Below are 23,315 nucleotides of genomic sequence, written 5' to 3'. Positions count from 1 at the left end.
GAGTAAGTTAGGCTCTGACCGTTTGCAAGCCGCTGTCACAAGATGATGGAACAATAAATACAACGTATGAAAAAACGTATTCCCAGCCTCCTGGCTACGATGATTGCCAGCGCCTTGTATAGCCAACAAGGCCTCGCTGCCGATCTCGCAACGCAATGTATGCTTGGCGTGCCAAGCTATGATCGTCCGCTCGTGGAAGGTCGTCCTGGCGATCTGCCGGTGACGATTAACGCCGATCATGCGAAGGGCAACTACCCGGACAACGCCGTCTTTACCGGCAACGTCGATATTAACCAGGGGAATAGTCGCCTCCGCGCCGACGAAGTTCAGCTGCATCAGCAGCAGGCCGCGGGCCAGGCGCAGCCGGTGCGCACGGTGGACGCGCTGGGCAACGTGCATTACGACGATAACCAGGTGATCCTCAAAGGGCCAAAAGCCTGGTCGAATCTGAATACCAAAGATACCAACGTCTGGCAGGGCGATTATCAAATGGTCGGACGCCAGGGACGCGGCACCGCCGACCTGATGAAACAGCGCGGTGAAAACCGCTATACCATTCTCGAAAACGGCAGCTTTACCTCCTGTCTGCCGGGCTCCGACACCTGGAGCGTCGTCGGCAGCGAAGTTATCCACGATCGCGAAGAGCAGGTTGCCGAGATCTGGAACGCCCGCTTCAAGCTTGGCTCTGTGCCGATTTTCTATAGCCCCTACCTGCAGCTGCCGGTGGGCGATAAGCGTCGTTCAGGCTTCCTGATCCCGAACGCGAAATACAGCACCAAAAACGGCGTGGAATTCTCCCTGCCGTACTACTGGAACATCGCGCCAAACTTCGATGCCACTATTACTCCGCACTATATGAACAAACGCGGCGGCGTGATGTGGGAAAACGAGTTCCGCTATCTGACCCAGCTCGGCAGCGGCTTAACTGAATTCGACTACCTGCCGTCGGATAAAGTCTACGAAGACGACCACTCGAGCGACAGCAACAGCCGCCGCTGGCTGTTCTACTGGAACCACTCAGGGGTTATCGATCAGGTATGGCGTCTGAACGCTGACTACACCAAGGTCAGCGATCCTGACTACTTCAACGACTTCAGCTCGAAATATGGTTCCAGTACCGACGGCTATGCGACGCAGAAATTCAGCGCCGGTTACGTCAACCAGAACTTTGACGCCACGGTATCGACCAAACAGTTCCAGGTCTTTGACCGCGAATCGAGCAACTCCTATTCGGCTGAGCCGCAGCTCGACGTCAACTACTACCAGAATGATGTCGGTCCGTTCGATACCCATCTCTATGGACAGGTTGCCCATTTTGTTAACTCGAATAACAACATGCCGGAAGCGACCCGCGTTCACTTCGAACCGACGATCAACCTGCCGCTGTCCAACGGTTGGGGCAGTCTGAATACCGAAGCCAAGCTGCTGGCGACTCACTACCAGCAGAGCAACCTCGATAAGTACAATGCCGCCAACGGCACTGACTATAAAGAGTCCGTCAGCCGCGTAATGCCGCAGTTTAAAGTCGACGGCAAAATGGTCTTTGAACGCGACCTGCAGGAGGGATTCACCCAAACGCTGGAACCGCGCGTGCAGTATCTGTACGTGCCGTACCGCGATCAGAGTGAAATCGGCAACTACGACTCCACGCTGTTGCAGTCGGATTACACCGGTCTGTTCCGCGACCGTACCTATAGCGGTCTGGACCGCATCGCGTCGGCTAATCAGGTCACCACCGGGCTCACCTCGCGCGTGTATGATGCCGCCGCGGTGGAACGTTTTAATATTTCCGTTGGTCAAATCTACTATTTCACCGAGTCACGCACCGGTGATGACAACATCAACTGGGAGAACAACGATACCACGGGTTCACTGGTCTGGGCCGGCGATACCTACTGGCGCATTGCCGATGAATGGGGTCTGCGCGGAGGGATCCAGTACGATACGCGTCTGGATAACGTTGCCACTGGTAACGGCACCATTGAATACCGTCGCGATGAGAACCGCTTAGTACAGCTTAACTATCGTTACGCCAGCCCGGAATATATTCAGGCCACGCTGCCGTCATATTCCACCGCGGCACAATATAAACAGGGTATTTCGCAGGTGGGGATGACCGCCAGTTGGCCGATTGTCGATCGCTGGTCGGTGGTCGGGGCCTACTACTACGATACTAATACCCGGAAAGCAGCAAACCAGATGTTGGGTGTGCAGTATAACTCCTGCTGCTACGCCATCCGTCTTGGCTACGAACGTAAAGTCAACGGCTGGAACAGCAACGACAACGGCGGCGAGAGCAAATACGATAACACCTTCGGAATCAATATCGAATTGCGCGGTCTGAGCTCTAACTACGGCCTCGGCACCCAGCAGATGCTGCGATCGAACATTTTACCGTACCAGAGCTCCCTGTGATGCGGCTGGTTTACAACATCATCCGCATTTGCGGTTAATCGAAATGGAAAAAGTATGAAGAACTGGAAAACGCTGCTTCTCGGTATCGCCATGATCGCGAATACCAGTTTCGCTGCCCCCCAGGTGGTCGATAAAGTAGCGGCCGTCGTCAATAATGGCGTCGTGCTGGAAAGCGACGTCGATGGTTTGATGCAATCGGTTAAGCTCAATGCTGGTCAGGCTGGCCAACAGCTGCCGGATGACGCCACCCTGCGCCATCAAATCCTCGAAAGACTGATCATGGACCAGATCGTGTTACAGATGGGGCAGAAGATGGGCGTGAAGATCTCTGACGACCAGCTCGATCAGGCTATCGCCAACATCGCCAAACAAAATAATATGACCTTGGATCAGATGCGCAGCCGTCTGGCCTATGAAGGCATCAACTACAACACCTACCGTAACCAGATCCGTAAAGAGATGCTGATTTCGGAAGTGCGTAACAATGAAGTGCGTCGTCGCATCACCGTGCTGCCGCAGGAAGTGGAAGCGCTGGCGAAACAGATCGGCGACCAGAACGACGCCAGCACCGAGCTCAACCTGAGCCACATCCTGATCCCGCTGCCGGAGAACCCGACCTCTGATGAAGTCGCCGCGGCCCAGGAGCAAGCAAACTCCATCGTTGAGCAGGCGCGCAACGGCGCCAACTTCGGCAAACTGGCGATCACCTACTCCGCTGACCAACAGGCGCTGAAGGGTGGCCAGATGGGCTGGGGCCGTATCCAGGAGCTGCCGGGCATTTTCGCTCAGGCGTTAAGCACCGCGAAGAAAGGGGATATCGTCGGTCCGATTCGTTCCGGCGTTGGTTTCCACATTCTGAAAGTCAACGACCTGCGCGGTGGTACCCAGAATATCTCCGTTACCGAGGTTCACGCCCGTCATATTCTGCTGAAACCGTCGCCGATCATGAACGACGCCCAGGCTCAGGCTAAGCTGGAACAGATCGCAGCCGAGATTAAGAGCGGGAAAATCACGTTTGCTCAAGCGGCGAAAACCTATTCGGAAGATCCGGGCTCGGCAAACCAGGGCGGTGATTTAGGCTGGGCCACGCCGGACATTTTTGACCCGGCGTTCCGCGATGCGCTGATGCGTCTGAACAAAGGGCAGACCAGCGGACCGGTGCACTCTTCCTTTGGCTGGCACCTGATCGAACTGCTGGATAGCCGTCAGGTCGACAGAACCGACGCCGCGCAGAAAGATCGTGCTTACCGCATGCTGATGAACCGCAAATTCTCTGAAGAAGCGGCAACCTGGATGCAGGAACAGCGCGCCAGTGCGTATGTTAAAATTCTGAGCAACTAATATCGATGCCTGAAACCCGTAAAGTTGTTATCACTCCCGGCGAACCCGCCGGGATTGGCCCTGACCTGGTCGTGCAGCTTGCCCAGCGCGACTGGCCAGTTGAGCTGGTGATTTGCGCCGATGGCGCCCTGTTAACTGACCGAGCCAAGCGGCTCGGTCTTCCTTTATCTCTCCTCCCTTACGATCCCGCGCAACCTCCTGTTCCTCAGCGCGCCGGTACCCTGACGCTGCTGAACGTGCCGCTAAACGTCCCGGCGGAGCCCGGCGTGCTGAATGTGCAAAACGGCGCCTACGTAGTGGAGACGCTGGCGCGCGCCTGCGACGGTTGCCTTAGCGGCGAGTTTGCGGCGTTAGTGACCGGCCCGGTGCATAAAGGCAACATCAACGACGCCGGTATCGCCTTTACCGGTCATACCGAGTTCTTTGAAGAACGCGCGAAGGCCAGCAAAGTGGTGATGATGTTGGCGACCGAGGAGCTGCGGGTGGCGCTGGTCACTACCCATCTGCCGTTGAAAGCCATCAGCGAAGCGATTACCCCCGAGCTACTGCGCGAGATCATCACCATTCTCGATCACGACCTGCGCACGAAATTTGGCATTGCCCAGCCGCATGTGCTGGTTTGCGGGCTTAACCCGCACGCTGGCGAAGGCGGCCATATGGGAACAGAAGAGATAGACACCATCATTCCGGTGCTGGAAGAGATGCGCGCAAAGGGGATGAACCTCAGCGGTCCGCTGCCGGCAGACACCCTCTTTCAGCCGAAATATCTTGATCATGCCGATGCGGTACTCGCGATGTACCACGATCAGGGCCTGCCCGTGCTAAAATACCAGGGCTTTGGCCGCGGCGTGAACATTACGCTCGGTTTACCTTTTATTCGTACCTCCGTCGACCACGGCACCGCACTGGAATTAGCGGGCCAGGGAAAAGCGGACGTCGGCAGTTTTATCACGGCGCTTAATCTCGCCATCAAAATGATTGTTAATACCCAATGAATAATCGAGTCCATCAGGGCCATTTAGCCCGTAAACGCTTCGGGCAGAACTTCCTCAACGATCAGTTTGTGATCGACAGCATCGTCTCGGCGATTAACCCGCAGAAAGGCCAGGCGATGGTTGAAATCGGCCCCGGCCTGGCGGCCCTGACCGAGCCGGTCGGCGAACGCCTTGACCAGCTGACCGTCATCGAACTGGACCGCGATCTGGCGGCTCGCCTACAGACGCATCCGTTCCTCGGTCCAAAGCTGACCATCTATCAGCAGGATGCGATGACCATGAACTTTGGCGAACTGGCGGAGAAAATGGGCCAGCCGCTGCGCGTCTTCGGCAACCTGCCGTACAATATCTCGACCCCGCTGATGTTCCATCTGTTCAGCTATACTGATGCCATTGCCGATATGCACTTTATGCTTCAGAAGGAAGTAGTGAATCGTCTGGTTGCCGGACCGAACAGTAAGGCGTATGGTCGGTTAAGCGTGATGGCGCAATATTATTGCCAGGTGATCCCGGTACTCGAAGTGCCGCCGAGCGCGTTTACCCCGCCGCCTAAGGTCGACTCCGCGGTGGTACGCCTGGTGCCGCACAGCACCATGCCGTATCCGGTCAAAGAGATCCGGGTGCTGAGCCGCATCACCACCGAAGCGTTCAACCAGCGCCGCAAGACTATCCGCAACAGTCTCGGCAATCTGTTCAGCGTGGAAGTGCTGACCGAGCTGGGCATCGACCCGGCCATGCGCGCCGAAAATATTTCCGTGGCGCAGTACTGCCTGATGGCCAACTGGCTGTCTGACAATCTGCCAACGAAGGAGAGCTAACCATGATTCATTCGCCCCGGGTGTGTGTCCAGGTACAGAGCGTCTATATCGAATCGCAGTCTTCCCCGGAAGAAGAGCGCTACGTCTTCGCTTACACCGTCACCATTCGCAACCTGGGGCGGAGTCAGGTTCAGCTGCTTGGCCGCTACTGGCTCATCACTAACGGCCACGGTCGTGAGACTGAAGTTCAGGGTGAAGGGGTGGTCGGCGAGCAACCGCATATTCCCGCCGGCGGTGAATATCAATATACCAGCGGCGCAGTGATTGAAACGCCGCTGGGAACCATGCAGGGTCATTATGAGATGATCGATATCGACGGCGCGCCGTTCCGTATTGAGATCCCTGTTTTCCGTCTCGCAGTTCCAACGCTCATTCATTAAAACAATGTCAACATACCTTATTGGCGACGTTCACGGTTGCTACGATGAACTGATCGCATTATTAGCGCAGGTTGAATTCGATCCGCGGAGAGATACGCTGTGGCTGACCGGCGATCTGGTGGCCCGAGGCCCGGGATCGCTGGAGGTCCTGCGCTATGTCAAATCTCTGGGCGACAGCGTTCGACTGGTGCTGGGCAACCATGACTTACACCTGCTGGCGGTCTTTGCCGGTATCAGCCGCAACAAGCCAAAGGATCGTCTGAAACCACTGCTGGAAGCGCCGGATGCCGATGAGCTGCTCAACTGGCTGCGTCGCCAGCCGCTGCTGCAGGTGGATGAAGAGAAAAAGCTGGTGATGGCCCATGCCGGCATTACGCCGCAGTGGGATCTGGAGACCGCCCAGCAGTGCGCGCGTGATGTTGAAGCAGTGCTCTCCAGCGACTCCTATCCTTTCTTCCTCGATGCCATGTACGGCGACATGCCGAACCACTGGAGCAACGAGCTGAGCGGCCTGGCGCGCCTGCGCTTTATCTCTAACGCCTTTACCCGCATGCGCTACTGTTTCCCGAACGGCCAGCTGGATATGTATTCGAAGGAAGCGCCCGAGGACGCCCCGGCGCCGCTGAAGCCGTGGTTTGCCATTCCCGGCCCGGTCAGCAATGCCTACAGCATTGCCTTTGGCCACTGGGCTTCGCTGGAGGGACGCGGCACACCGGAGGGGATTTACGCCCTGGATACCGGCTGCTGCTGGGGCGGGGAACTCACCTGCCTGCGCTGGGAAGATAAGCAGTACTTCACCCAGCCGTCAAACCGGCAGAAAAGCCTCGACGAAGGCGAAGCCGTCGCGTCCTGACTCTTCCCGGATAGCGGCGCGTTGCGCCTTATCCGGGCTACCTGCGGCGTCGTTTTGTCGGGTGGCGGCTAACGCCTTACCCGACCTACATTTCCTTGCCATTTGTAGCCCGGGCAGCGCTCCAGGAAGACGAAGCCCGCGACGGGAAACATGACGAGATACTGAGTGCGCCATCGTCGCGCAATTCATGCAAAAGAAAACCCCGGTCACGCCAGACGCGACCGGGTTTTTTTATCGCTATCCTGCCCGCTTAACGGCGTTCGAGGATCTCAAAGCAGTAGCTATGGGAGTTCTGCGCGTCGGCGTCATGAAACTCGCTGAACACCGACTCCCATTCGTCCGGATCGTAATCCGGGAAATGGGTATCGCCTTCCACTTCCGCATCAATATGGGTCAAGTAGAGCTTCTGCGCTTTCGGCAGGAACTGCTCATACACCCGGCCGCCGCCGATCACCATAATCTCTTCCACATCGCCGCAGGCGGCAATTGCTTCTTCTACGGAGGAGACCCACTGCACGCGATCGTCGCTGCCGGGTTTGCTGCTGATCACGATATTTTTACGCCCCGGCAATGGGCGCCCAATGGATTCCCAGGTCAGACGCCCCATCACCACCGGCTTATTTAACGTGTTGCGTTTGAACCAGGCGAGATCGGCAGGCAGGTTCCATGGCATGGCGTTTTCCATACCAATGACGCGATCTACCGCTAACGCCGCAATCAGACTGATCATTCATTCATTCCCGAGTGCAAAAAATTGTCGCCACTATACGGAAAGCGTACAACTTCGTCGACTGGCCGGAGGGTAAAGAATAAGAAAATTTTCTGATTTGCTGGCAAGCCCACGTTCACACCGTGGGCCGCCAGAAGAGGATCCAAACGAAAACAAAATGTTACTGGTCAACCTCAGGCTGAGGGCTTATTTTCCGGCTCATCGGCGATATCCCCGGTGTGCCTGCCCTCTTCCGTACCCTGCCAGCCATGACGCTGCACCAGCGACAGATGATGACGATCTTCGTTGATGATGCCGGTCAGCATATCGCTGGTCCGCTTGAAGACCGCCACCCGCGACGCGGCATCGTTTTCCGCCATCGCCACCATCTCTTCGACCATTTGCAGGTTGAATCGACGAAACAGATCGGCCCGCTCGCGCGCTTCATAGGCGCCGAGCCCCAGCGCCTCCAGCGTCATTCGGCCGGACTTCAGCGCCGCCTCGAAGGTTTCACGCTCCGGGGCCTCGACGCCAGCCTGGCGCAGCTGAATGTAATGATCGACATCGCGGGCGCGGGAGATGATCTGCAGATGCGGAAAATGCTCTTTTACCCTCGCCACCAGCTCCAGGCTGACGTGCGGATCGTCAATGGCATTGATCAGCACTTCCGCCTTTTCGGCCCCGGCCGACTCCAGCAGATCGACCCGGGTGGCATCGCCGTAGAAAACCTTCATATCAAATTTGCGCAGGGTATCGACATGGTCCGGGTCATGATCGAGGATCACCATCTTCACCCCGCTTGAGAGCAGCAATCGCCCGGCAATCTGCCCGAAGCGGCCAAAGCCGGCAACAATCACCCGCGGCTGCTCTTCATCAATCTCGTCAGCATCACGTGCCTGGCCGCTGGACGATTTCTCCAGACGGGTCAGCAGCACCAGCAGAATGGGGGTTGCCGCCATCGACAGGGCCACCGCCAGGGTCAACGCTTTTGCCCATTCGCCGTCCAGTACATCCGCCATCCGCGCGGCGCCAAACACCACAAACGCGAACTCACTCCCCTGCCCCAGCAGCACCGCAAACCAGCGGCGCTGGGCGCGCGGTACGCCAAGCGGCCTGGCGATAAGCCACAGCATCAGCATTTTTATCGCCAGGAAACCGACCAGCAAAATCACAATGCGCAGCGGATGGGTGACCAGGGTGCCGAAATCAATCGACATGCCGACGCCGATAAAGAACAGCCCCAACAGCAGTCCTTTAAACGGCTCAATATCACTCTCCAGCGCATGACGATATTCGGAACTGGCCAGCAGCACCCCGGCGAGAAACGCCCCCATCGCCATCGACAGCCCCACCTCTTCCAGCAATAAGCCAAAGCCGAAGACCAGGAACAGGGCCACGGCGCTGAACACTTCGCGCAGACCAGAACGGGCGACAAAGCGCAGCAGCGGGCGGGTCAGATAGCGCCCAAGGACCACCACCAGCGCCAGCGCTGCGGCCACTTTCAGCGCGGAGAGGGCAAAAGCCATCAGCGAAGTGGCGCCGCCGCTGGCCGCCAGCAGCGGGATCATCGCCACCAGCGGGATCGCGGCGATATCCTGGAACAGCAGCACCGCAAAGGCGCTGCGCCCCATCTGCGACACCGTCAGATTGCGCTCATTCATCGCCTGCATAGCAATGGCTGTGGAAGAAAGCGCCAGAGTCATACCAATCAGCTCGGCCACCTGCCAGCGCAGGCCCAGCAGCATGCAGAACAGACCGATCAACACCCCGCAGGCCACCATCTGCAGTGCGCCGCCGCCAAACACCGAGGCGCGCAGCTTCCATAAGCGCTGCGGATCGAGCTCCAGACCAATGACGAACAACATCAGCACCACGCCAATCTCGGCAAAGTGCAGAATCGCCTCGGCGTCAGTCACCAGCCGCAGCCCCCACGGGCCGATAATACAGCCAGCGATCAGATAGCCCAGCACCGACCCCAGCCCCAGGCGGACGGCGATGGGCACAATCAGCGCCGCGGCGCCCAGGTAAATCAGCGCTTGTATCAGCGTATGGCTATCCATTATGGTGTGCCTCCTGCCAGTCGATTAAGCGTTGACGATAATGGCGGGCCTGCGCCTGCAGCGTTTCGTCATCGCAGATAAAGGTGCAGTGCATAGCGAACGGCGGCAGCCATTTCATTCCGCAGTAAAGCGCGGTTGCCTGCAACGGCTGCGCCAGCACCGGAAAACCGGGGAATGAGCCGATGTCGAAGTGGCTTTCACCGCCGCCGGTGGTCACCGCCCACATCAGCGATTTACCGCGCAGCGCAATACCGTTGTGACCATAGGCCCAGCCGTGCGACAGCACCTTGTCCATCCACAGCTTGAGCAGCGGCGGTACGCTATACCACTGCATAGGATGCTGCCAGATAACCAGATCGGCACGGGCCAGCGCCGCCTGCTCGGCGGCGACATCGATATTAAAGTCGGGATAGAGTTGATAGAGGGAGCGTATCTCTACGCCTTCAAGCGTCCCTGCCTGTTCAAGCATTCGCTTATTCGCATGAGAATGCTGCGGATAAGGATGCGCATAAATTATCAGAATCATTGATTGGCCTGCGTTTGCTCTTGTCGTAATCAGCAAGAGTGTAGACAGTTAAGCGAACCGCTTACAATGATAACTGTGATTTATGTCGCGATGGCTTACGCAACGCGCGCCCTGAGGGTTAACGTCAGGCCTTAGTTATCCAGCTCGTCCATGGACTTCACCTGGTCGCGGTTAATCTGCTCCACGCGGCCGGTTTCGGCATTTTTGTATGAGACAAGGCCGGTGTCATCATCCACCTGCGGTTTGCCGCTGGTGACAATGGTCTTGCCGTCGGTGGTTTTGATCGACTGATTCGATGAGCAGCCGGCCACGAACATGATTGCCGTCGCTGCCAGTGCGGATGCCACCAGAATATTGTTCCGCATTGTATCCTCCTGTCTTTTCATCAATAGGTATCGTTATGGTGCTAACTATAGTTAGCCTGACCCGACAGGGGGTTAAAAGCAGAACTCTCTGAAGATGGCTGCGGCCAAAAAAAATAGGCTGACGATGTCGTCAGCCCAGGATTGTTGCTATCCGGCCAGGCCGGGAAGCTTATTTAGTGATTTGCGCGTGCATTTCCTGAACCGAAATCACCTTCTCGGTGGCGTCAGCGTTCAGCGCCATCGCGGTGGCAAAGCCGCCGTTCAGGGTGGTGTCGTAATGCACTTTGTACTGCAGCGCGCTGCGGCGAATCAGCTTGGAGTCTTCAATCGCCTGGCGACCTGCGGTGGTGTTGATGATGTAGGTATATTCGCCATTCTTGATGCGGTCCTGAATGTGCGGACGACCTTCATGCACCTTGTTCACCAGACGCGGGTTAATGCCCGCTTCACCCAGCACAATCGCCGTACCGTGAGTCGCATCCAGCTCAAAGCCAAACTTCAGCAGCTTCGCCGCCAGGTCAACCACGCGCTCTTTATCGCCTTCGCGGACGGAGAGCAGCGCGCGACCCTGTTTCTTCATGGTCGAGTTGCTGCCCAGCTGCGCTTTGGCGAACGCTTCGGCAAAGGTGCGGCCGACGCCCATCACTTCCCCGGTGGAGCGCATTTCTGGCCCTAACAGCGGGTCAACGCCCGGGAATTTATTGAACGGCAGGACCACCTCTTTCACCGAGTAGTACGGCGGGATGATCTCTTTGGTCACGCCCTGCTGCGCCAGCGTCTTACCGGCCATCACGCGCGCCGCCACTTTCGCCAGCGGGACGCCGGTGGCTTTGGAGACGAACGGTACGGTACGCGCCGCACGCGGGTTGACCTCAATCAGATAAACTTCGTTATCTTTCACCGCGAACTGGACGTTCATCAGGCCGCGAACCTGCAGCTCGAAGGCCAGCTTCTGCACCTGCTCGCGCATCACATCCTGAATCTCTTTGCTCAGGGTGTAGGCCGGCAGGGAACAGGCGGAGTCGCCGGAGTGGACGCCTGCCTGCTCGATATGCTCCATGATGCCGCCAATCAGCACCATTTCGCCATCGCAGATGGCATCGACATCCACTTCAATCGCATCGTCGAGGAAGCGATCCAGCAGCACCGGCGCGTCGTTGGAGACGCTGACCGCGGTCTGGAAGTAGCGGCGCAGATCCTGCTCGTCATAGACGATCTCCATCGCCCGGCCGCCGAGCACATAAGACGGACGCACCACCAGCGGGTAGCCAATCTCTTTCGCTTTCTCTACCGCCTGCTCAATGGCGGTGACGGTGGCGTTCGCCGGCTGCTTCAGCTTCAGACGGTCAACCGCGTGCTGGAAGCGCTCACGGTCTTCCGCCCGGTCGATAGCGTCCGGACTGGTACCGATAACCGGCACGCCGGCAGCTTCCAGGGCACGAGCCAGCTTCAGCGGGGTCTGGCCGCCGTACTGGACGATAACGCCTTTTGGCTTCTCGATGCGCACGATTTCCAGCACGTCTTCCAGGGTCACCGGCTCAAAATACAGACGGTCGGAGGTGTCGTAGTCGGTAGAGACGGTTTCCGGGTTACAGTTGACCATGATGGTCTCGTAACCGTCCTCGCGCAGCGCCAGCGAGGCGTGTACGCAGCAGTAGTCGAATTCGATACCCTGACCGATACGGTTCGGGCCGCCGCCGAGGACCATGATTTTATCGCGGTCAACGGACGGGTTGGACTCACACTCTTCTTCATAAGTGGAGTACATGTAGGCGGTATCGGTAGCAAATTCCGCAGCGCAGGTGTCCACGCGCTTGTAGACCGGGTGCAGGTCATACTGGTCGCGCAGCTTGCGGATTTCCGCTTCCCGCACGCCCGCCAGCTTCGCCAGACGCGCATCGGCAAAGCCTTTACGCTTCAGGGTGCGCAGGAAGTCAGCGTCGAGGCCGTTGATGCCCACTTCCGCCACTTTCTCTTCCAGACGGACCAGCTCTTCAATCTGTACCAGGAACCAGCGGTCGATGTTGGTCAGGTTGAAGACGCCGTCAACCGAGAGACCCGCGCGGAACGCGTCAGCGATATACCAGATACGCTCAGCGCCGGCATCTTTCAGCTCGCGGCGGATTTTGGTCAGCGCTTCCGGGTCGTCGAGGCTCACTTTCGGGTCAAAGCCGGTAGCGCCCACTTCCAGACCGCGCAGCGCTTTCTGCAAGGATTCCTGCTGGGTACGGCCAATCGCCATCACTTCGCCGACAGACTTCATCTGGGTGGTCAGACGGTCGTTGGCGCCGGCGAATTTTTCGAAGTTAAAGCGTGGGATTTTAGTGACCACGTAGTCAATGGACGGTTCAAAGGAAGCCGGGGTGCGGCCGCCGGTGATGTCGTTCATCAGCTCGTCAAGGGTATAACCTACCGCCAGCTTGGCTGCCACTTTAGCAATCGGGAAGCCGGTGGCCTTAGAGGCCAGCGCCGAGGAGCGGGAGACGCGCGGGTTCATTTCGATAACGATCAGGCGACCGTTTTTCGGGTTGACCGCGAACTGCACGTTAGAGCCGCCGGTTTCGACGCCGATTTCACGCAGCACCGCCATCGAGGCGTTACGCATGATCTGGTACTCTTTGTCGGTCAGGGTCTGCGCCGGGGCAACGGTGATGGAGTCACCGGTGTGGATCCCCATGGCGTCGAAGTTTTCGATGGAGCAGACGATGATGCAGTTATCGTTCTTATCGCGCACCACTTCCATCTCGTACTCTTTCCAACCGATCAGCGATTCATCGATCAGCAGTTCGTTGGTCGGAGAGAGATCCAGGCCGCGTTCGCAAATTTCTTCGAACTCTTCGCGGTTATAGGCGATACCGCCGCCGGTGCCGCCCATGGTGAAGGACGGACGGATGATGCACGGGAAACCAACGTCGGCGGCAACCGCCAGCGCCTCTTCCATCGTGTGGGCGATACCAGAGCGCGCGGTGTCGAGGCCGATTTTTTTCATTGCGATATCGAAACGGCGACGGTCTTCGGCTTTATCAATCGCATCGGCGGTGGCGCCAATCATGGTCACGCCGAATTCAGCCAGGACCCCCTGACGCTCCAGCTCGAGCGCGCAGTTCAGCGCCGTCTGGCCGCCCATGGTCGGCAGCACCGCATCCGGGCGCTCTTTTTCGATGATTTTACGCACCACTTCCCAGTGAATCGGCTCGATGTAGGTGGCATCGGCCATTTCCGGGTCGGTCATGATGGTCGCCGGGTTAGAGTTCACCAGGATAACGCGGTAGCCCTCTTCGCGCAGCGCTTTACAGGCCTGGGCGCCGGAGTAGTCAAACTCACACGCCTGACCGATAACAATCGGGCCCGCGCCCAGAATCAGGATACTTTTTATGTCTGTACGTTTTGGCATTGCTCTTTTACTCCTGATTATTTCGCGGACTGACGGTATTGCTCAATTAACTCGATAAAGTGGTCGAACAGCGGCGCGGCATCGTGCGGCCCCGGGCTCGCTTCAGGGTGCCCCTGGAAGCTGAACGCCGGTTTGTCGGTACGATGGATCCCCTGCAGGGTGCCGTCGAACAGCGACTTATGGGTCACGCGCAGGTTGGCCGGCAGCGTCGCCTCATCTACGGCGAAACCATGGTTCTGGGCAGTGATCATCACCACGTTGTTATCAATATCTTTCACCGGGTGGTTGCCGCCGTGGTGGCCGAACTTCATCTTAATGGTCTTGGCACCGCTCGCCAGCGCCAGTAGCTGATGGCCAAGGCAGATGCCGAATACCGGAATATCGGTCTCAAGGAATTTTTCAATCGCCTCGATAGCGTAATCGCACGGCGCCGGGTCGCCAGGGCCGTTGGAGAGGAAGATACCGTCCGGATTGAGCGCCAGCACGTCCGCGGCGGAGGTCTTCGCCGGCACCACCGTCAGGCGGCAGCCGCGGTCAACCAGCATGCGCAGGATGTTGCGTTTCGCGCCGAAGTCATATGCCACAACGTGGAACGGCAGCTCGCTTTCCGCTTTCGCTTCCGGCAGGTCGCCCGCCAGGGTCCAGCTGCCTTGCGTCCAGCTATAGGTTTCTGCGGTGGTCACTTCCTTCGCCAAGTCCATGCCGTTCAGGCCCGGGAACGCTTTCGCTTTTTCCAGCGCCAGCTGGGCATCCGGGCTGTCGCCCGCGATGATGCAGCCGTTCTGCGCCCCTTTCTCACGCAGCAGACGCGTCAGCTTGCGGGTATCGATATCGGCAATCGCCACGATGTTATGGCGCTTCAGATAAGAAGAGAGGTCTTCAGTACTGCGGAAGTTGCTGGCAATCAGCGGCAGGTCGCGAATAACCAGACCCTGCGCATGTACCTGAGAAGATTCTTCATCGGCGGCGTTGGTGCCGACATTACCAATATGAGGATAAGTAAGAGTGACGATTTGGCGGGAATAGGAAGGATCAGTGAGGATTTCTTGATAACCGGTCATTGAAGTATTGAAAACGACTTCCCCAACCGCCGTGCCGGTTGCCCCGATGGCCCGACCGTGAAACTGGGTTCCGTCTTCCAGAACCAATAGCGCTGACTTAATCAAAACATCCTCCAGAGAATATCCACTCACTTTATTTGCATATTAATTCATAAACACGATCTGAATCAATGCAAATCTGTTGCCCGCAGATTTTTGGCAAACGGCGGCATTCTGGAGAGATGTCGGATAAAAGTCAACTTAAAGCGGATATTTTTAATGTCATTTTACGCCACTGGTGCGTAACACGTGATTTTTACGCCAAAAAGATCAACAAACCTGGCTGAGAAAACGCTTGCGGATGTGGAAGAGTGTAAAACAGAGCGATGATCGACAAAAAAGTGGACCAAATGGTCAAAATTTACATTTCATTCACTAAAAAACACGCTAATATTGTATTTTTTACGCATTAGACTTAAGAAACACACCGTAATTCGCAAAAATAAAAAAGGGCAACAAAATATTGCCCCTTGCATCAATAACTTATTGATAGCAATAACCACATCACGATGGATAATAATCGTTATAAACTATTCAGATCCAGCACATCACGCATATCAAACAGGCCATTTTTCTTGTCTCTCAGCCATAACGCTGAACGAACGGCGCCATTTGCAAAGGTCATGCGGCTGGACGCTTTATGGGTGATTTCAATACGCTCACCGATGTCGGCAAACATTGCCGTATGCTCCCCGACAATATCCCCCGCGCGAACGGTCGCGAAGCCGATGGTGCCCGGGACGCGTTCGCCAGTGTAGCCTTCACGACTGTAGACCGCGCAGTCCTTGAGATCTTTGTTCAATGCCCCGGCGATCGCTTCGCCCATCGCCAGCGCGGTGCCTGACGGCGCATCCACTTTATGCCGGTGGTGCGCTTCGATAATTTCGATGTCGGTATAGTCGCCCATCACCTTCGCCGCCTTCTCCAGCAGCTTCAACAGGACATTGACGCCAACGCTAAAGTTAGCGGCGAAGACAATGGCAATGTCCTGCGCGGCATCGCGAATCGCCTGTTTGCCAGCGTCGTCAAAACCGGTGGTGCCGATGACCATCCCTTTGCCGTGATCGCGGCAAAACGCCAGATGGTTCAGCGTGCCTTCCGGGCGGGTAAAATCGATCAACACGTCGAAATCATCTTTTACCGCCGCCAGGCTGCTCTGCACCGCGACGCCCGCTTTGCCGGCGCCCGCCAGCTCGCCGGCGTCGCTGCCCACCAGGCTTGACCCTTCACGCTCCAGCGCCGCGCCCAGCGCCACGCCTTCCATCTGCAATGCAGCCTGAATTAACTGGCGTCCCATCCGGCCGCCCGCGCCGGCGATGGCCACGCGGATTTGTGCATCATGCATAGCTATTCTCTTTTGTTAACATTACGTAAATTGTTTTCAGAGTAACCAGCCCGTCAGCGGGCCGCTACTCAAAAACGCCGATAATTAGAAATTTATGACAAACAGCGGACGATATCAGTAAAAACTATACGATTGTGCCGCGATTCCGTGTTTACCTGATGACAACCGGGAAGGCTAATGATGGCGCCTTCGCCCGTACAGTGCGGGCGAAGGCGGTATTGCAGTGGGTTACAGCGGGAAAAGCGCGCCGGCGGGAAACGCGGATAAAAACCAGGTCACCGCCAACAGATCGGCGCTGCCGCCGGGGCTGAGATGGCGGGCAATCAGCTCATCGTCAAACTGTCGCAGCGCCTCCAGCCCGCCGTCCGCCAGCACGCCGCCCTGCCACAGCAGTCGCTGCGCCTCCTGCTGGACAAAGTTCAGCCCGGCAAGCCCGCCGCGCGAGACCAGGTTGGTGTCATCATTCCACGCCATCAGATGCAGCAGGGTTTGCAGTAGCGCCAGATTACTGTCGCCGGTCTCTTCCATCATGCGGGTAAAGACTGGCATGGCCTGGGTACGCACAGTCAGGAAACCGCTCTCCGCCTCGCCGCGGGCCCCGGAGAGACCATAGCGCAGAAAATGAGCCTCGCCTTTACTGAGCCGTTCCCCGCCAGCAGAAGACAACTCCTGCATAACCATGCCGCGACAGAAGCGCGCCACCTGGTCGCAAAGCCGGTGCTGCTCTATCGGCTCACCTTTCGACACCAGCCTGCCCGCCGCCGCGCTGAGCAGGCCAAAAGCGAAGATCGCCCCGCGATGGGTATTCACCCCGCCGGTGGCCTCCAGCATATCGTTCTCACAGGCCATCCCTACCGGGCGCAGCATCATCAATACCTGCTCCGGCGCGACCGCCGCAGTATCGTGGCCCATGATGAAAAATTTCTCCATCCACGGAGCCACCACCGCGGTGCTGGCCTCAAACGAGGCCAGATCCATATCCCAGTGCGCGCCAGCGTTACGAATATCCACCAACCCGGGCTTTGGGGTCAGGCGAACTTCGGTCAACAGCGCGCGCTCTACCGCGCTGACCACCTCTTCGGCACTCAGTGGCTTCACGCGCCGCACACGCGCAGGATTAATTAACACGTCGCTCATGGCCTTTCCCCTCTGCGTTTAGTCGCTGTTTTTCACCTGACGAATCACATCGATGACCGAACCGTCGCGATAGCGCACCACCGCCACCACCCGATCGGTAAATTCGATCGGCTGCGGCTTGCCAGTCAACAGCTCAGCACGCTGCTGCAGTTCCTCAATGGTCATCAGCGGAATGCCTGCGCTGCGCAAATTGTCGATCAGGTCCTGACGTGCCGGGTTGACCGCAATGCCGTGGTCAGTGACCAGCACATCCACGCTGGCCCCCGGCGTGACGCGGGTCAGCACCTTTTCCACGACGCAGGGAATACGGCCGCGAACTAACGGCGCGGTAATAATGGTCAAATCCGCACCGGCGGCGGTATCGCTATGGCCACCGGACGCCCCGCGCAGCACACCGTTAGAACCGGTCATCACGTTAACGTTAAAGTCGATATCAATTTCCAGCGCGCTGAGCATCACCACGTTTAAGCGCTCGCAGGAGGCGCCTTTGGAGCCCGGGCTGGCATACTGATTGGTGGAGATCTCGACATGGTTCGGGTTCTCCGCCAGCGAACGCGCCGCGTCGCCATCGAAGGACTGGGTATCGAGCAGCGTTTTGATCAACCCTTTTTCGTGCAAATCGACCATCGTCCCGGTGATACCGCCGAGGCCGAAGCTGGCGGTAATGCCGTTACGGCGCATTTTATCTTCAAGGAAGCGAGTTACTGCCAGCGAGGCGCCGCCGGTACCGGTCTGCAGCGAGAAACCCTCTTTAAAGTAACCGGAGTGCTCAACGACTTTCGCCGCCTGGCGGGCGATCAGCAGCTCGCGCGGGTTGCTGGTCAGACGGATGGCACCCGCGGTAATTTTTTGCGGATCGCCGACTTCATCTACCTGGACTATCAGATCCACCTGATCCTGGGCAATACTGGCCGGATAGTTAGGATAATCCACCCACTCTTCGGTGAGCAGCACCACGCATTTAGCGTGCTCGGCATCGACGCGCGCGTAGCCCAGAGAACCGCAGCGTGATTTACCGCTAAAGCCGTTGGCGTTGCCAAACTCATCGCAGCAAGGAACGCCGAGAAACGCGACATCAATCGACAGCTCGCCGCTTTGAATCAGCTGTACGCGACCGCCGTGGGAGTGGATCTGCACCGGGTTTTCCATTAAACCGGCGGAGATCTCCTCGCCCAACTTGCCGCGCAGGCCGGAGGTGTAGATCTGGCGGATCACGCCATTTTTAATATGCTCGATCAGCGGCCAGTGGGCGTCGATCAGCGAACTGGATGCCAGCGTCAGATCGCGAAAACCCATTTCCGCCAGCTTCGCCACTACCATATTGACGACTTTGTCACCGCCGCGAAACGCGTGGTGAAACGAGATGGTCATGCCGTTTTGCAGGCCGGAGCGACGGATTGCCGTTTCCAGCGAATCGCAGATTTTGCGCTGGCGCTTTTCGCTCTCACTCGCCAGCCAGGGACTTTTCGCCGTTACGCCGGCATAAGGTGTCAGTCCATTCGGCATCACGTACTGCTGATTAAGCATTGCTACTGTCTCTTTCATCTTATTCCCCTTAATCACGAATACCGGAAGCCGAGAGCGCCACCACTTTGCGAGCATGGTCGATAATCGGTCCATCGATCATCTTGCCGTTCAGCGATACCACACCCAGACCTCGTGTTTCTGCTTCTTCCGCCGCGGCAATCACTTCCAGCGCGTGATCGACCTCTTTGCGCGTCGGGGCATAGACCTGATGCAGGAGTTCAATTTGTCGTGGGTTAACCAACGATTTGCCGTTAAAGCCGAGGTTTTTGGCCAGATTCGCTTCCGCCAGGAAGCCCTCTTCATTATTGATATCCGACCACACCACGTCATAGGCGGCGATGCCGGCAACGCGGGCGGCATGCAGTACAGCGCAGCGGGCGTAGAACAGTTCAGTACCGTCGCCGCGGGAGGTGCCCATATCCATCACGTAATCGAAGGCCGCCAGCGCGATCGCCGCCAGACGCGGGCTGGCACGGGCGATTTCCACCGCGTTCACCACGCCCAGCGCCGACTCGATCGCCGCCATTAACTTGGTGCTGCCCACTTCCCGGCCGCACTCGCGTTCAATCCGCTCAACATGCGCTTCCAGCTCATGGATATCTTCTTTGCTGTCGGTTTTCGGCAGACGCACCATATCCACGCCCGCGCGGACTACCGCTTCAAGGTCGGCAAGACCGAACGGCGTATTCAGCGGGTTAATGCGCACCACGGTTTCGATATCCTGATACAGTGGATGCTGCAGCGCCTGATACACCAGCAGACGAGCGGTATCTTTCTCGCGCAGCGAAACGGCATCTTCCAGGTCGAACATCACCGCATCGGCGCCGTAGACGAATGACGTGCTTAACATGGCGGCATTGGCGCCAGGGATGAACAACATACTGCGACGTGGTTTCATAGCTGGCTCCATTGTAATTGGGTCTGTTGCGCCGCGCGCAGCGCCGCGGCCTGTACGCGAGCTCGCAAAACACATTCCAGCGCGCCTTTATCATCGACCACCACGCTGGCCTGTTTCACGCCAAGCTGAGCCAGCGTTTCTCTCACTACCTGCTCAATCGCAGCGCCAAACTGTTGTTTCACAATGCTGTCGATTTCCAGCTGAATGCCCGGCTGCGCCGCCGGTCCAATCCTGACCATCACATCGCTGGACTCCAGCGTGCCGGCCAGGGCGTCAATCTTCATTTCCATAGGGGAAAATCCTTAGTTAGGGCATAAAAATCAGGCGGTTTGATGTTCGCTTTCCGCCAGTTGCATCAGAAAAGAGAGGATCCCCGGCGGTACCAGCGCCGCGACCGCCTGCCAGTTGCGCTGTCGATAGAGTTCGCGCACTCGGGAGGCCGACACGGGTCCACCATTTTTTTCGATTCGCGCAAGCTCAACTACTTCAATGGGCGGCGCGTCGCCTGGCGCTTCCAGTAGTGACTTCATGCGCTGGTTGTAATTACGGGTCAGGGGACACAGCGGCTCGGTGCCGACAAAGCGATGGGTAATCTGCAGCGCCGGGGCCAGGCGCTCGCGGAAGAGCTGCAGGTCAATCTGGCTGTGGCAGTCATCAACCGCCCCCTGCTCTTTCAGGAAATAGCCGGGGAACGTCGCCCGCGAGATCAGATACGCCGAACCGGGATGCAGCGTCACCTTATCGATGCCGGTAATCCCCTGTTCAATGAGTTTGAAGCGATCGTGATAGGAAAAGCAGGACGCATCTTCTTTGACCACAAACAGATGCAGCCAGTCGCACTGGCTGGCCGCCTGTTCTACCAACCAGCGGTGGCCGAGGGTGAAGGGATTGGCGTTCATCACGATAGCGCCGATTTTTCTTCCCGGCTGACGGTACATCGCCAGCTGTCGGCAGTAACGAGTCAGTCGTTCGCGGCTATTTTCCATTAGCACGGCGCGGTCGCCCGCCTGGGCTATCGGCCAGAAGCCGGCGCCGGAAAATAACGCGGCATTGCAAAGTTTAGTGAACAAAAACAGTTCGCTGCGCCCCAGCTCATAGGCCAGCGTCAGGAGCTCGGTCAGTAATTTAAGGCTCAGCCCCTCCCCCTGCAGCGAGGGATCGATGGCGATGCATTTCAGCACATTGCCGGCGATAGCACCGCAGCCGACCAGCCGCTGCTGATACTCGGCGATAATCGCCATTTCGCAGTCGGCCTCTAACGACAGTTGATGCTGGCGGAGAAACCGATCGATCGCCTCTCGCCGCGGTTTATCTTTTAATAGCTGAACGCGTTTTAATATCAGTGTCATTTTTTAGCGCTTCGTCATTTCAAAACGAACTGTATTTCGCCAGCGTTCGGCTATGGATTCTTGTATTTAAGTCACAGTTTTTCTCGTGGCTTAATTGGCTTTATGGTTTTTATGTTGTTAATTAATTCAGAATCATAAAAACAATTAAATTAATAAAAAACACGAGTATTCAGTGAAGATAATCACACCTTACCCCTGGATCTATTTATTACTATGCGCCGGTCTTACTACTCCATCAATAAACAGGATAACGTTTATGACTAACATGAGTCAGGCTCCGGCGACGGAGAAAAAGGGCGTTAGCGATCTGCTGGGATTTAAAATCTTCGGCATGCCGCTCCCCCTTTACGCATTTGCGTTAATTACACTATTACTTTCACATTTTTATAACGCTTTACCCACCGATATCGTCGGCGGCTTTGCCATCATGTTTATTATCGGCGCTATATTCGGGGAAATTGGCAAGCGCCTGCCAATATTCAACAAATATATCGGTGGCGCTCCGGTGATGATTTTCCTGGTGGCGGCTTATTTTGTCTATGCCGGTATTTTTACGCAGAAAGAAATCGATGCTATCAGCAACGTTATGGATAAGAGTAACTTCCTTAACTTATTCATCGCGGTATTAATTACCGGAGCAATTCTGTCGGTAAACCGCCGCCTGCTGCTGAAATCACTGCTCGGCTATATTCCAACTATCCTGATGGGCATTGTCGGCGCGTCTATTTTTGGCATCGCTATCGGCCTGGTGTTCGGTATTCCAGTGGATCGCATCATGATGCTGTACGTCCTGCCGATCATGGGTGGCGGCAACGGCGCGGGCGCGGTCCCCCTGTCGGAGATTTACCACTCCGTCACCGGTCGTTCTCGCGAAGAGTATTACTCAACCGCTATCGCTATTCTGACCATCGCTAACATCTTCGCCATCGTCTTTGCCGCCGTCCTCGATATCATCGGCAAAAAACACACCTGGCTGAGCGGCGAAGGGGAACTGGTGCGTAAAGCCTCGTTCAAAGTGGAAGAAGATGAGAAAGCGGGACAAATCACCCATCGCGAAACCGCCGTCGGTCTGGTGCTGTCCACTACCTGCTTCCTGCTGGCCTACGTCGTGGCGAAGAAAATTCTGCCCAGCATTGGCGGTGTGGCTATTCACTATTTCGCGTGGATGGTGCTGATCGTCGCCGCGCTGAACGCCTCCGGGCTGTGCTCACCGGAAATCAAAGCCGGTGCTAAACGCTTGTCTGATTTCTTCTCCAAACAGCTGCTCTGGGTGCTGATGGTCGGGGTCGGCGTCTGCTACACCGACCTACAGGAAATTATCAACGCCATCACCTTCGCTAACGTTGTTATCGCCGCCATTATCGTTATCGGTGCGGTGCTCGGCGCGGCGATCGGTGGCTGGCTGATGGGTTTCTTCCCAATAGAATCGGCCATCACTGCAGGCCTGTGTATGGCCAACCGCGGCGGCTCCGGCGACCTGGAAGTTCTCTCTGCCTGTAACCGTATGAACCTTATCTCTTATGCGCAAATCTCCTCCCGTTTGGGCGGCGGTATTGTGCTGGTCATCGCCAGCATCGTGTTCGGCATGATGATTTAACCCATACGCACGATGGCACGTTGAACTGACAGGTGAAGAACGAATCAGGGTCCAATGCCGGGAGCGGCAGAGGGAAATCCACCCTGCTCCTTAGCCAGAAACCTTGTCAGACAGCGCGTCATCGTGCCCCTATTTGAGATGTATAAATGACTGACAATGCCATCCTGTTAGGCGAAGGCTTCACCCTGATGTTTCTCGGCATGGGCTTTGTACTGGTGTTCCTGCTGCTGCTCATTTTCGCCATCCGGGGAATGTCCCTCGCCGTCAACCGCCTGTTTCCCGAGCCGCCCGCCGCCCCCGCAGCGGCGCCGGCCGCCGTCGCGCCCGCCGACGATTTCGCCCGCCTGAAGCCGGCGATTGTCGCCGCCATTCACCACCATCGCCGTCTTCACCCTTAATTCACGGAGGAATTCATGACCGTTGCCATTACCGATGTCGTCCTGCGCGACGCCCACCAGTCCCTGTTCGCCACCCGTCTGCGTCTCGACGATATGCTGCCCGTTGCC

The 23,315-nt window shown here is 57.2% G+C and carries 20 protein-coding genes; 8 read left to right on the top strand and 12 right to left on the bottom strand.

Annotated elements, in window-relative coordinates:
• Positions 1 to 66: 66 nt before the first annotated feature.
• From lptD to apaH, 6 genes are read left to right on the top strand one after another with little or no spacing between them, the layout of a single operon-like run.
• Entirely contained in the window at positions 67 to 2,415 is a 2,349-nt protein-coding gene (gene lptD / locus HMPREF1024_RS07485) for an LPS assembly protein LptD (RefSeq protein ID WP_004147026.1), read from the top strand.
• Positions 2,416 to 2,469: 54 nt separating this feature from the next.
• Positions 2,470 to 3,756 (top strand): peptidylprolyl isomerase SurA, encoded by a 1,287-nt coding sequence (surA, locus tag HMPREF1024_RS07490; protein WP_002888329.1) that lies wholly within the window; start codon positions 2,470 to 2,472, stop codon positions 3,754 to 3,756.
• Between the two features lie 5 nt (positions 3,757 to 3,761).
• A complete protein-coding gene (gene pdxA / locus HMPREF1024_RS07495) occupies positions 3,762 to 4,751 on the top strand; it encodes a 4-hydroxythreonine-4-phosphate dehydrogenase PdxA (protein ID WP_002888327.1) in 990 nt (329 codons plus the stop codon).
• Positions 4,748 to 5,569, top strand: coding sequence for a 16S rRNA (adenine(1518)-N(6)/adenine(1519)-N(6))-dimethyltransferase RsmA (gene rsmA, locus HMPREF1024_RS07500; protein ID WP_002888324.1), 822 nt, complete (start codon positions 4,748 to 4,750; stop codon positions 5,567 to 5,569). The genes pdxA and rsmA overlap by 4 nt, the downstream gene beginning before the upstream one ends.
• 2 nt (positions 5,570 to 5,571) lie before the next feature.
• Positions 5,572 to 5,949 (top strand): Co2+/Mg2+ efflux protein ApaG, encoded by a 378-nt coding sequence (gene apaG, locus HMPREF1024_RS07505; protein ID WP_002888323.1) that lies wholly within the window; start codon positions 5,572 to 5,574, stop codon positions 5,947 to 5,949.
• Positions 5,950 to 5,953: 4 nt separating this feature from the next.
• On the top strand, positions 5,954 to 6,802 hold the full coding sequence (gene apaH, locus HMPREF1024_RS07510; protein WP_002888321.1) for a bis(5'-nucleosyl)-tetraphosphatase (symmetrical) ApaH: 849 nt from the start codon (positions 5,954 to 5,956) through the stop codon (positions 6,800 to 6,802).
• A 250-nt stretch (positions 6,803 to 7,052) separates the two neighbouring features.
• On the opposite strand, the gene folA is transcribed toward apaH, so the two are convergent.
• The 12 genes from folA to citC form a co-directional block, all read right to left on the bottom strand.
• Positions 7,053 to 7,532, bottom strand: a complete 480-nt coding sequence (gene folA / locus HMPREF1024_RS07515; RefSeq protein WP_002888320.1) for a type 3 dihydrofolate reductase — start codon at positions 7,530 to 7,532, stop codon at positions 7,053 to 7,055.
• A 173-nt stretch (positions 7,533 to 7,705) separates the two neighbouring features.
• Complete coding sequence (kefC, locus tag HMPREF1024_RS07520) at positions 7,706 to 9,571, bottom strand: glutathione-regulated potassium-efflux system protein KefC (RefSeq protein ID WP_009309220.1); 1,866 nt, start codon at positions 9,569 to 9,571, stop codon at positions 7,706 to 7,708.
• Complete coding sequence (gene kefF / locus HMPREF1024_RS07525; RefSeq protein WP_009309218.1) at positions 9,564 to 10,097, bottom strand: glutathione-regulated potassium-efflux system oxidoreductase KefF; 534 nt, start codon at positions 10,095 to 10,097, stop codon at positions 9,564 to 9,566. Before kefF ends, kefC begins: the two co-directional genes overlap by 8 nt.
• Positions 10,098 to 10,228: 131 nt before the next feature.
• Entirely contained in the window at positions 10,229 to 10,462 is a 234-nt protein-coding gene (locus tag HMPREF1024_RS07530; protein ID WP_002888059.1) for a YgdI/YgdR family lipoprotein, read from the bottom strand.
• A gap of 169 nt (positions 10,463 to 10,631) precedes the next feature.
• The gene (gene carB, locus HMPREF1024_RS07535) at positions 10,632 to 13,856 is read right to left on the bottom strand and encodes a carbamoyl-phosphate synthase large subunit (protein WP_002888056.1); all 3,225 of its coding nucleotides are present in this window, start codon (positions 13,854 to 13,856) and stop codon (positions 10,632 to 10,634) included.
• Positions 13,857 to 13,873: 17 nt separating this feature from the next.
• Positions 13,874 to 15,022 carry a glutamine-hydrolyzing carbamoyl-phosphate synthase small subunit gene (gene carA, locus HMPREF1024_RS07540; RefSeq protein ID WP_004212571.1) on the bottom strand — a complete coding sequence of 383 codons (1,149 nt, stop codon included), beginning with the start codon at positions 15,020 to 15,022 and terminating at the stop codon, positions 13,874 to 13,876.
• A 457-nt stretch (positions 15,023 to 15,479) separates the two neighbouring features.
• Positions 15,480 to 16,301, bottom strand: coding sequence for a 4-hydroxy-tetrahydrodipicolinate reductase (gene dapB, locus HMPREF1024_RS07545; protein ID WP_009309213.1), 822 nt, complete (start codon positions 16,299 to 16,301; stop codon positions 15,480 to 15,482).
• Between the two features lie 228 nt (positions 16,302 to 16,529).
• The gene (citG, locus tag HMPREF1024_RS07550) at positions 16,530 to 17,438 is read right to left on the bottom strand and encodes a triphosphoribosyl-dephospho-CoA synthase CitG (protein ID WP_004222628.1); all 909 of its coding nucleotides are present in this window, start codon (positions 17,436 to 17,438) and stop codon (positions 16,530 to 16,532) included.
• Between the two features lie 18 nt (positions 17,439 to 17,456).
• A complete protein-coding gene (citF, locus tag HMPREF1024_RS07555) occupies positions 17,457 to 18,983 on the bottom strand; it encodes a citrate lyase subunit alpha (protein ID WP_032451405.1) in 1,527 nt (508 codons plus the stop codon).
• A 10-nt stretch (positions 18,984 to 18,993) separates the two neighbouring features.
• On the bottom strand, positions 18,994 to 19,863 hold the full coding sequence (gene citE, locus HMPREF1024_RS07560; protein WP_004151372.1) for a citrate (pro-3S)-lyase subunit beta: 870 nt from the start codon (positions 19,861 to 19,863) through the stop codon (positions 18,994 to 18,996).
• A complete protein-coding gene (gene citD, locus HMPREF1024_RS07565) occupies positions 19,860 to 20,153 on the bottom strand; it encodes a citrate lyase acyl carrier protein (RefSeq protein WP_009309208.1) in 294 nt (97 codons plus the stop codon). The genes citE and citD overlap by 4 nt, the downstream gene beginning before the upstream one ends.
• 30 nt (positions 20,154 to 20,183) lie before the next feature.
• On the bottom strand, positions 20,184 to 21,212 hold the full coding sequence (gene citC, locus HMPREF1024_RS07570) for a [citrate (pro-3S)-lyase] ligase (RefSeq protein WP_009309206.1): 1,029 nt from the start codon (positions 21,210 to 21,212) through the stop codon (positions 20,184 to 20,186).
• Between the two features lie 256 nt (positions 21,213 to 21,468).
• Here citC and citS point away from each other — a divergent pair, with 256 nt between their 5' ends.
• Together citS and HMPREF1024_RS29125 are read left to right on the top strand one after the other, a co-directional pair.
• Positions 21,469 to 22,809 (top strand): citrate/sodium symporter CitS, encoded by a 1,341-nt coding sequence (citS, locus tag HMPREF1024_RS07575; protein WP_004151375.1) that lies wholly within the window; start codon positions 21,469 to 21,471, stop codon positions 22,807 to 22,809.
• A 146-nt stretch (positions 22,810 to 22,955) separates the two neighbouring features.
• The gene (locus HMPREF1024_RS29125) at positions 22,956 to 23,207 is read left to right on the top strand and encodes an oxaloacetate decarboxylase subunit gamma (RefSeq protein ID WP_009309204.1); all 252 of its coding nucleotides are present in this window, start codon (positions 22,956 to 22,958) and stop codon (positions 23,205 to 23,207) included.
• Positions 23,208 to 23,315 lie beyond the last annotated feature (108 nt).

It is taken from the genome of Klebsiella sp. 4_1_44FAA, from assembly GCF_000238715.1.
Lineage (GTDB): Bacteria > Pseudomonadota > Gammaproteobacteria > Enterobacterales > Enterobacteriaceae > Klebsiella > Klebsiella pneumoniae.
This window is presented reverse-complemented; position numbering and strand designations above follow the sequence as displayed.